The 7,707-nt window shown below is 68.6% G+C and carries 8 protein-coding genes (1 of these 8 running past the window's edge); all 8 read right to left on the minus strand.

Annotation, left to right across the window (positions count from 1 at the left end; genetic code table 11):
• Positions 1-54: 54 nt before the first annotated feature.
• Positions 55-432, minus strand: coding sequence for a histidine triad nucleotide-binding protein (locus V5F89_RS00505; protein WP_338447590.1), 378 nt, complete (start codon positions 430-432; stop codon positions 55-57).
• Positions 432-746, minus strand: coding sequence for a phosphoribosyl-ATP diphosphatase (locus V5F89_RS00510; RefSeq protein WP_338446319.1), 315 nt, complete (start codon positions 744-746; stop codon positions 432-434). The genes V5F89_RS00505 and V5F89_RS00510 overlap by 1 nt, the downstream gene beginning before the upstream one ends.
• Before the next feature lie 50 nt (positions 747-796).
• Positions 797-1,297: a DUF892 family protein gene (locus tag V5F89_RS00515; protein ID WP_338446320.1), complete on the minus strand. Its 501-nt coding sequence runs from the start codon at positions 1,295-1,297 to the stop codon at positions 797-799.
• A 158-nt stretch (positions 1,298-1,455) separates the two neighbouring features.
• A complete protein-coding gene (locus tag V5F89_RS00520; protein WP_338446321.1) occupies positions 1,456-2,901 on the minus strand; it encodes a TolC family protein in 1,446 nt (481 codons plus the stop codon).
• A gap of 4 nt (positions 2,902-2,905) precedes the next feature.
• Complete coding sequence (locus V5F89_RS00525; protein WP_338446322.1) at positions 2,906-4,006, minus strand: ABC transporter permease; 1,101 nt, start codon at positions 4,004-4,006, stop codon at positions 2,906-2,908.
• Entirely contained in the window at positions 4,003-5,133 is a 1,131-nt protein-coding gene (locus tag V5F89_RS00530) for an ABC transporter permease (RefSeq protein WP_338446323.1), read from the minus strand. The genes V5F89_RS00525 and V5F89_RS00530 overlap by 4 nt, the downstream gene beginning before the upstream one ends.
• Positions 5,130-6,851, minus strand: coding sequence for an ATP-binding cassette domain-containing protein (locus V5F89_RS00535; RefSeq protein ID WP_338446324.1), 1,722 nt, complete (start codon positions 6,849-6,851; stop codon positions 5,130-5,132). Before V5F89_RS00535 ends, V5F89_RS00530 begins: the two co-directional genes overlap by 4 nt.
• A gap of 3 nt (positions 6,852-6,854) precedes the next feature.
• Positions 6,855-7,707, minus strand: the 3' portion of a protein-coding gene (locus tag V5F89_RS00540; protein WP_338446325.1) for an HlyD family efflux transporter periplasmic adaptor subunit. 155 nt of this gene lie beyond the right edge of the window; only the last 853 of its 1,008 coding nucleotides appear in the window; its start codon lies beyond the right edge, outside the window; the stop codon is at positions 6,855-6,857.

A 7,707-nucleotide genomic window follows, 5' to 3' on the forward strand; every position in this document is an offset into this window, starting at 1 on the left:
CGCGGGCCTTAGCGGAAGCGGGACTCGGCGGGCAATCGAAACCGCAGCCCGTGCCTATTTCGCGATCATCCGCCCCAGCGGCTCGCCGCCGAAAATATGAACGTGGAGATGGGGCACTTCCTGCCCCCCGTGCTGCCCCAGGTTGGCCAGCAGGCGATAGCCCGGCTCCACCAGCCCCTTGTCGCGCGCGACTTTGCCCACCGCGCGCACGAAGCCGGCGATTTCGGCGTCGCTGGCCGTGGTGCTGAAATCGTCCCAGCTCACGTACTTGCCCTTGGGGATCACGAGCGTGTGGATCGCGGCCTGGGGATTGATATCCTCGAAGGCATAGGCCCATTCGTCCTCGTAGACTTTGGTCGAAGGGATTTCGCCCCGCAGGATCTTCGCGAAGATATTCTCGTCGTCGTAAGGCTGGGTCGCGTCGATCGGCATCATTCGCTCCTGGCAGCTTTTTCGTCGAGGCCCGAAACCCCCTCGCGCCGGTCGAGTTCGGCGAGCACGTCGGCAAACGCGATATCGCGCGCGGAGAGCAGGACCAACAGGTGAAACAGGACATCGGCCGCCTCGCCCACCAGCTCCTCGCGCGAACCGGACAGGGCGGCAATGGCCGCCTCGACCCCTTCCTCGCCCACCTTGCGCGCGATCGCCGGCAGGCCGCGGGCATGCAGCCGCGCGACGTAGCTGGCATCGGGATCGGCACTGCGCCGCTGCGCGATCGTGTATTCGAGACGGGCCAGGGCATCCATGCCGCCAGTCAATGCGGACGGGCAGGCGCGCGGTCAATCCCAATCGGCCGTCATGCACCGCCCGGCCCGGCCGCACCCCCGGCCGTTCGAGCCAGGGGCCCGAGCAGGTCGAAAAGCGCCCGGTCGCGCGCTTCGGTCGCCTCGCGGCAAGACATGAGCGTCGCGATTGCAGCCGAATCCGCCAGTTGCCGCGCCACGACCTGCGCCGTGTCGAGCGAGGCCCGCTGCGCCTGGAGCGCCTTGCGGATCGCACCGACGATGGCCAGATCCAGCAGGGGCCCGACCGGAAGCGTGCGCGTATCGCGCTCCGCATCGTCGAGAATGCCCGCCATCCACAGGTTCTCCGGCCCCGAACGCTCTCCGGTGGTCGCGAACAGGCGATCGGCGCATGTCTCCGCTTCGGAACGCAGCTGGCCGAGCGAATGGCGCAGCGCGGGCTCGTCCGCCTTGTCCGCCACCGCAGGCGTGCGGCGGGCGAGCAGGCGCGCGCCGGCGGCCAGATCCCACACGCAAAGCTGCAGAAAGTCGTCGAGAGTCTTCGTTTCGGCCACGAGCGATGAAATGCCGCGCCCGCCCGGGACGTTCCCGGAATGCGCGGCGACGATATCGCCCTTCGCCGCGCGCAGGCGGCCGCCGCATCGCAATCGTGCAGGGCAATCGCGCAGGGCAATCGCGCAGGGCCACGAACCTCTGCCGCTCCGACCGGCTGTCAGTCCTGCGGGCCGCGATGCGCCGGGCCCGGCGCACTTTCCGCCCCGGCGCGCCAGCCGCCGCCGAGCGCCTTGAAGACGCCGATTGCGGCGCGAGCGGTGTCCGCCCGCGCCTGCGAGAACGCCTGTTGCCGGGCCAGCATCTCCAGCCGCGCCCGCTCGTGCGAAAGGCGATCATCCTCTCCCAGGGCAAAGCGCCGCTCCGCAAGAGCGAAAGCCTCGCGCTGCGCGGCCAGGGCCCGGGCGGCGGCGGCTTCGGCGTTCTGCGCCTCGAGATAGCGATTGATTGCGCTCTCGCTGTCGGCCAGCGCTTCGATCACCGCATTCTCGTAGCGTGCAGCGGCGACATCGGCGCGCGCGTCGGCGGCGCGTATCTGCGCGCGGATGCGGCCGCCCGAGAAAATCGGCCACGAAAACGTCGGACCTAGGGAGAAGCGGAGCGATTCCGATCCGAACAGGTCGCCGGCGGCGCGCGATTGCGTCCCGATGCCTCCGACCAGGGAGAAGCGCGGGAACAGGTCGGCAGTGGCGACGCCCACGTCGGCAACGGCGGCCGCCAGTTCGCGCTCGGCGATCCGAACGTCGGGGCGCCGCCGCAGGAGCTGCGAACGCACGCCGACCAGGATCGTCTCCGGGCTTGCCGGAACGGGGCCGTCGTTGCGCAGCATCGGCACCAGCGCTTCCGGCGGTTCGCCCACCAGAGTCGCCAGGCGATAGGCGGCCGCGCTTTCGCGGGCGCGGACGTCGGCCAGACGCTGCTCCGCCACTGCCGCTTCGGCCGCGGCACGATCGGCATCGAGCTTGCTGCTCTCGCCCGCGCGATAGCGAAGCGTGGTCAGCCGCGCGAGTTCGCCTTGCGCCCCGGCACTGGCGGCGACTTGCGCGATCGATGCCTGCGCCTCGCGCAAGTCCATATAGCTGCGGGCGATCTCCGCCCCGAGCACGACCAGCACGTCGTGCAGGCCCGCCTCGGCCGCCCCCACCCGGGCTTCGGCCCCTTGTGCTTCGCGCGTGCGCCGGCCCCACAGATCGACTTCCCAGCTCGCATCGAAGCCCAGGTCGAACAGGCTGAAACGCGGATCGAAGCCGGGGACCTGGCCCACCGGGATTTGCCCGTTCTCGGCAATGCGGTTTTCGGTCGCGGCGGCTTGCGCACCCACTTCGGGCAGCCGGCGGCCGACCACGGCGTCGCGGTTCGCGCGCGCTTCGGCGAGCCGCGCCCGGGCCTGTTCGACGGTCGGCGAACCGGCCATCGCACGTTCGATCAGAGCGGTCAGGCCTTCGTCGCCGAACTGCCGCCACCACGCCGGATCGACCGCCCCGGCCGAAACGGGCTCGATCCATGCGTCCGTCACTGCGGTGGCCGGCGCCTCGTAGTCCGGCCCCACCGCGGCACAACCGGCAAGGAACGAACCGGCGGCGAACAGGGGAAACGTGCGTATCATCGGGTCACTCCATGCGCGCGCGGAACAGCCAGCCGGATGCCGTCAGGGTAACGGCCGCGATCGCGACAAGCGGCCACAAGTCGGCGAAGACGACGTCGGCCGGCTGCGCCTTGAGAAACTGGCCGAGCGAAATATCGAGGAAGTATCGCGCCGGATTTGCATATGTGACGGTCTGCAGCCAGCCGGGCATGTTTTCGATCGGGCTGGCAAAGCCCGACAGCAGGATCACCGGCACCGTCACCACGAACGAGCCGAGGAACGCCTGTTGTTGCGTCTTCGACAGGGCGGAAACGAACATCCCGATCCCGACCACTGCGAGCAGATAGGCGACGAGCCCGAGGTAGAAGAGCGCCAGCGAACCGGTGAACGGCACGCCGAAGACCAGCGGCGCCAGAATCAGAAACACCGTCCCGTTGACCACGCCCACTGCAAACGGGGGAAGCATCTTGCCGATCAGGATCTGCGGGACGGTGAGCGGGCTGACCATGAGTTGATCGAACGTCCCCAGCTCGCGCTCGCGCGCGACGGCCTGCGCCGTGATCGACAGGCCGGCGATGGAAACGATGATCACGATCAGGCTGGGCAGGTTGAACCACAGGTATTCGAGGTTGGGATTGAACCAGTTCGTCGTGACCGCGGGCGCGGAGGGCGGCGGGCGGTCGGGACGCAGCTCCGCCCCGGCCTCGCCTGCGATCTGGGCGACGTAGGAGCCGACGATCTGCGCCGCGTTCGAACGGCGCCCGTCGAGCACCACGCCGACCGTCGCGCTTTCCCCGCGCGCCAGCGACCGGTCGAAATCGCCGTCGATGACCAGCGCGGCGATCACCTCCTGCCGGTCGATCGCCTGTTCGAGAGCGGCGGCCGATTCCAGCCGCACGATCCGCGCGAAATTCGGGCTGCCGGCCAGGCGCGACACGATCTCGCTGCTGGCCGCGCCGCTCGACCGGTCGAGCACGCCGATGTCGACGTTCCGCACTTCCAGCGTCGCGGCGAAGCTGAAGATCAGCAGCTGCAACAGCGGCGGAACGACCAGCGTGATGCGCCCCCGGGGATCGCGCAGCAGCGCCCAGAATTCCTTGATCACGACGGCCCTGAGCGCGCTCATCGGTCGAGGCTCCGCCGCGTGATGCGAAAACACAGGACAAAGAACAGCGCGCCGAATGCCAGCATGATTGCGATCCGCGGCAGCAGCAGCGCCCATACGTCCCCGACCAGGAACACGGTCTGCAGGCCGGGAATGAAATATCGCGCCGGAACGGCATAGCTGATGAGCTGGATCGCGCGCGGCATCGACGCGATTTCGAACAGGAACCCGGACAGCATGAAGCTGGGCAGGAACCCGGTCAGAAGCGCCACCTGGCTGGCGATGAACTGGTTTCTGGTCGCCGCCGAAATCAGCAGCCCCTGGCCCAGCGAAGGCATGAGATAGGCAACCGATATCGCCAGCAGCGCCGCCACCGATCCGCGAAAGGGCACGCCGAAGGCAATCAGCGCAAGGGCCGTGCATATCGCCATCGAGAGCAGCGCGAGCACGAAATAGGGCACGATCTTGCTGGCGAGAAATTCAGTCATCCGCATCGGCGTCGCCATCATCGCCTCCATCGTGCCGCGTTCCCATTCGCGGGCAATGACCAGGCTGGTCAGAAGCGTGCCGATCATCGTCATCACGATCGCGATCGCACCGGGGACAAGGAAGAACCGGCTGGCGAGCGCCGGATTGTACCAATAGCGCAGCGACAGCTCGACCGGCGCGGCAGCGGTTCGGCCTTCGGCAGCGGCTTCGTTGGCCGCCCAGGTGCGCTGCACCCCTTCGGCATAAGCGCGGGTGAAGTTCGCCACGTTGGGCTGCGACCCGTCGACGACGATCTGGATCGGCGGGGCCGCGCCCCGCGCGCGGCCCCTGCCGAAATCTTCCGGGATGACCACGATACCGCGCAGTTCGCCCGCGACCAGCCGCGCCTTCAGCGGAGCCACGGTGTGAGCGGAAGTCACTTCGAAAAAAGGGCTGGCGCGAAACGCGCCGGCCAGCGAGTGCGCATCCGCGCTCGTGCCATGAACCACCAGGCCGATGCGCGACTTCGAACTGTCGAGATTCACGGCATATCCGAACAGGAACAGCAGCAGGACCGGCAGCACGATCGCGATCAGCGCGGTCGAGGGATCGCGCACGATCTGGGCCGTTTCCTTGACCGTCAGGGCGCCCAGCCGCCGCATCGACAGCCGGCCGGTCATGCCGCGCGATCTGCGGCGGCGTCGCGGGCGACGTCGCTCGCCTCGATCATGGCAATGAACGTGTCCTCCATCGTCGGATCTTCCAGCTCGCCGGCGGCGGCGGCCTGGGCCTTGAGTTCGTCGGGCGTGCCGCTGGCGATCTGCTCCGAGCGATAGATCAACGTGATCGCGTCGCAGTATTCGGCCTCTTCCATGAAATGGGTGGTGACCAGAACGGCCACGCCCTTTTCCACCAGGCCGTTGATATGCATCCAGAATTCCCGCCGCGTGACCGGGTCGACACCGCTCGTCGGTTCGTCGAGGAACAGGACCGGCGGTTCGTGCATCACAGCCGCGGCCAGTGCCAGGCGCTGCTTGAAACCGAGCGGCAGGGTCCCGGCGTCGGCTTTCATCCGGTCGCCGAGTTCGAAGACGTCGACCACCCGCTCGATCGCGGCCCGCGCCCTTGCTCCGCCAAGCCCGTAAGCGCCGGCGAAGAAGTCGAGATTCTGGGCCACGCTCAGCTCTGCGTAGAGGGAGAACTTCTGCGCCATATACCCCAGCGCCGCGCGCGCCCGGCCGCCGGCGGTGCGCAGGTCGTGACCCGCCACGGCGCCGTCGCCGGCAGTGGGGGTCAGCAGCCCGCAAAGCATCTTGAAGGTCGTCGACTTCCCGGCACCGTTGGGGCCGAGCAGCCCGAAGATCGTGCCATAGGGCACTTCGAACGAGACTTCGTGCGCGGCGGTGAAGTCGCCGAACCGCTTGGTCAGCGCCCGGGCCTCGATCGCGGGGCCGCAGTCGGCCGGAATCGTGCGATAGGCCTCGGCAAGCGGACTGGTCCCCTTCGGGCCGCCTCCCAGCCGCTCGATAAACCCGTCCTCGAACCGGGGCGTCGCCGGCGCCGTTTCGAAACCCCGCTCCGCGTCGAGCGCGCCGGGTGCGTCGAGCAACAGCCGTACCGACCGGCCCTGAATCGTCCCGTCGATCACGCAATCGCGGTCCAACATGCCGGTCAACACCTTGCGCCGGCGCTCCGCGAATCCGGTGAGGCGGACCACCCGGTCGCCGACCGATGCCGTCAGATCGGCGGGATCGCCGTCGAATATCAGCGCGCCTTCGTTCAGCAGGTAGACCGTATCGCACATCTCCGCCTCGTCGAGATAGGCGGTCGACCACAACACGCCGATACCCTCGCCGGTCAGTTGCTGAACCATGGACCACAGCTCGCGGCGCGAGATCGGATCGACGCCCACCCCCGGTTCGTCGAGGAGCAGCAGACGCGGTGTCTTCACCAGCGCGCAGGCGAGTCCGAGCTTCTGCTTCATGCCGCCCGACAGATTGCCTGCCAGTCGCTGCCGGAACCGGGCGAGATCGGTAAAGTCGAGCAGCCGCTCGAAAGTCGCGGCGCGCGCGCCCTTCTCCAGCGCGCGCATGTCGGCGTAGAGATCGAGGTTCTGGATGACCGAGAGATCTTCGTAGAGGCCGAAGCGTTGCGGCATATAGCCGAGATTCTCGAGGTCGCTCCCCGGCTTCCCGCCCAGGACCTCCACCGTGCCCCCGTCCGGAGCCATCAGGCCGGCGAGAATGCGGATCAGGGTCGTCTTGCCCGCACCGTCGGGCCCGACCAGACCGGTGACGCCGCCGGTCTCGACGGTCAGCGAGATGCCGTCCAGCGCGGGCGCCTGTGCACCCGGGAAACGCTTCGTCAGACCTTCCGCGCGGGCGACGATCGTATCCACGGCCTAATCCGTTGCCGCGGGCCGCGCATCCGGCACAGTGACGGTTACCGGCTGCCCCTGACGCAGAGCGTTGTCGGGCGCGGCGACCGTTATGCGGATGCGATAGACGAGATCGGTTCGCAGATCTTCGGTTTCCACCGATTTCGGCGTGAACTCGGCGCGCGGCGAAATATGGCCGATCGTGCCGCGATAGACCTTCGGGTTGCCGTCCGCCCGGATTTCCACCCCCATCCCCGGGGCAATCCGCGACAAGTCGGTTTCGGCGACATAGGCACGAACCCGCAGCGGGCGATCGATCGCGATGGTGAACGCCGTCGCCCCCGGCTGCACGAGGCTGCCCGGTTCGATCGCGCGGGTCACGACGGTCCCGTCGACCGGTGCGACCAGCCGCGTATCGCCAAGATCGGTGTCGATGCTCGACCGCTCGGCTTCCGCCGCCTCCACCCGCGCGCGCGCCGCGGCGATATCCTCGTCGCGCGCCCCCGCGCGTTGCAGCGCGAGAGCCTGGCTTGCCTCGGCCGCTTGCGCCTCCGCGCGCCGGAGATCGGCAACCGTCCGGTCCCACAGGGCGTGGCTGATGGCACCTTCTTCGACCAGGGCCTGGCGCCTTCGATAATCGTTGCGGGCGTTTTCGAGCGCCGCCCGGGCGGCGGCGGCGCGCGCTTCGGCCTGGCGAATATCCTGCGGACGATTGCCGTTGACCAGCCTCGCCAGATCCGCGCGTGCCTGCGCCAGACGCGCGTCGGCCTGGCGCAGGCGGTCGCGGTTCTGCGAAGCGTCGATCTGCGCCAGGAGGCTGCCCTGTTCGACCCGGTCGCCCTCCTCGACCGCGACCCGTTCGACGCGCCCGCCGACT

Source organism: Pelagerythrobacter marensis (assembly GCF_036700095.1).
GTDB lineage: Bacteria > Pseudomonadota > Alphaproteobacteria > Sphingomonadales > Sphingomonadaceae > Pelagerythrobacter > Pelagerythrobacter marensis_A.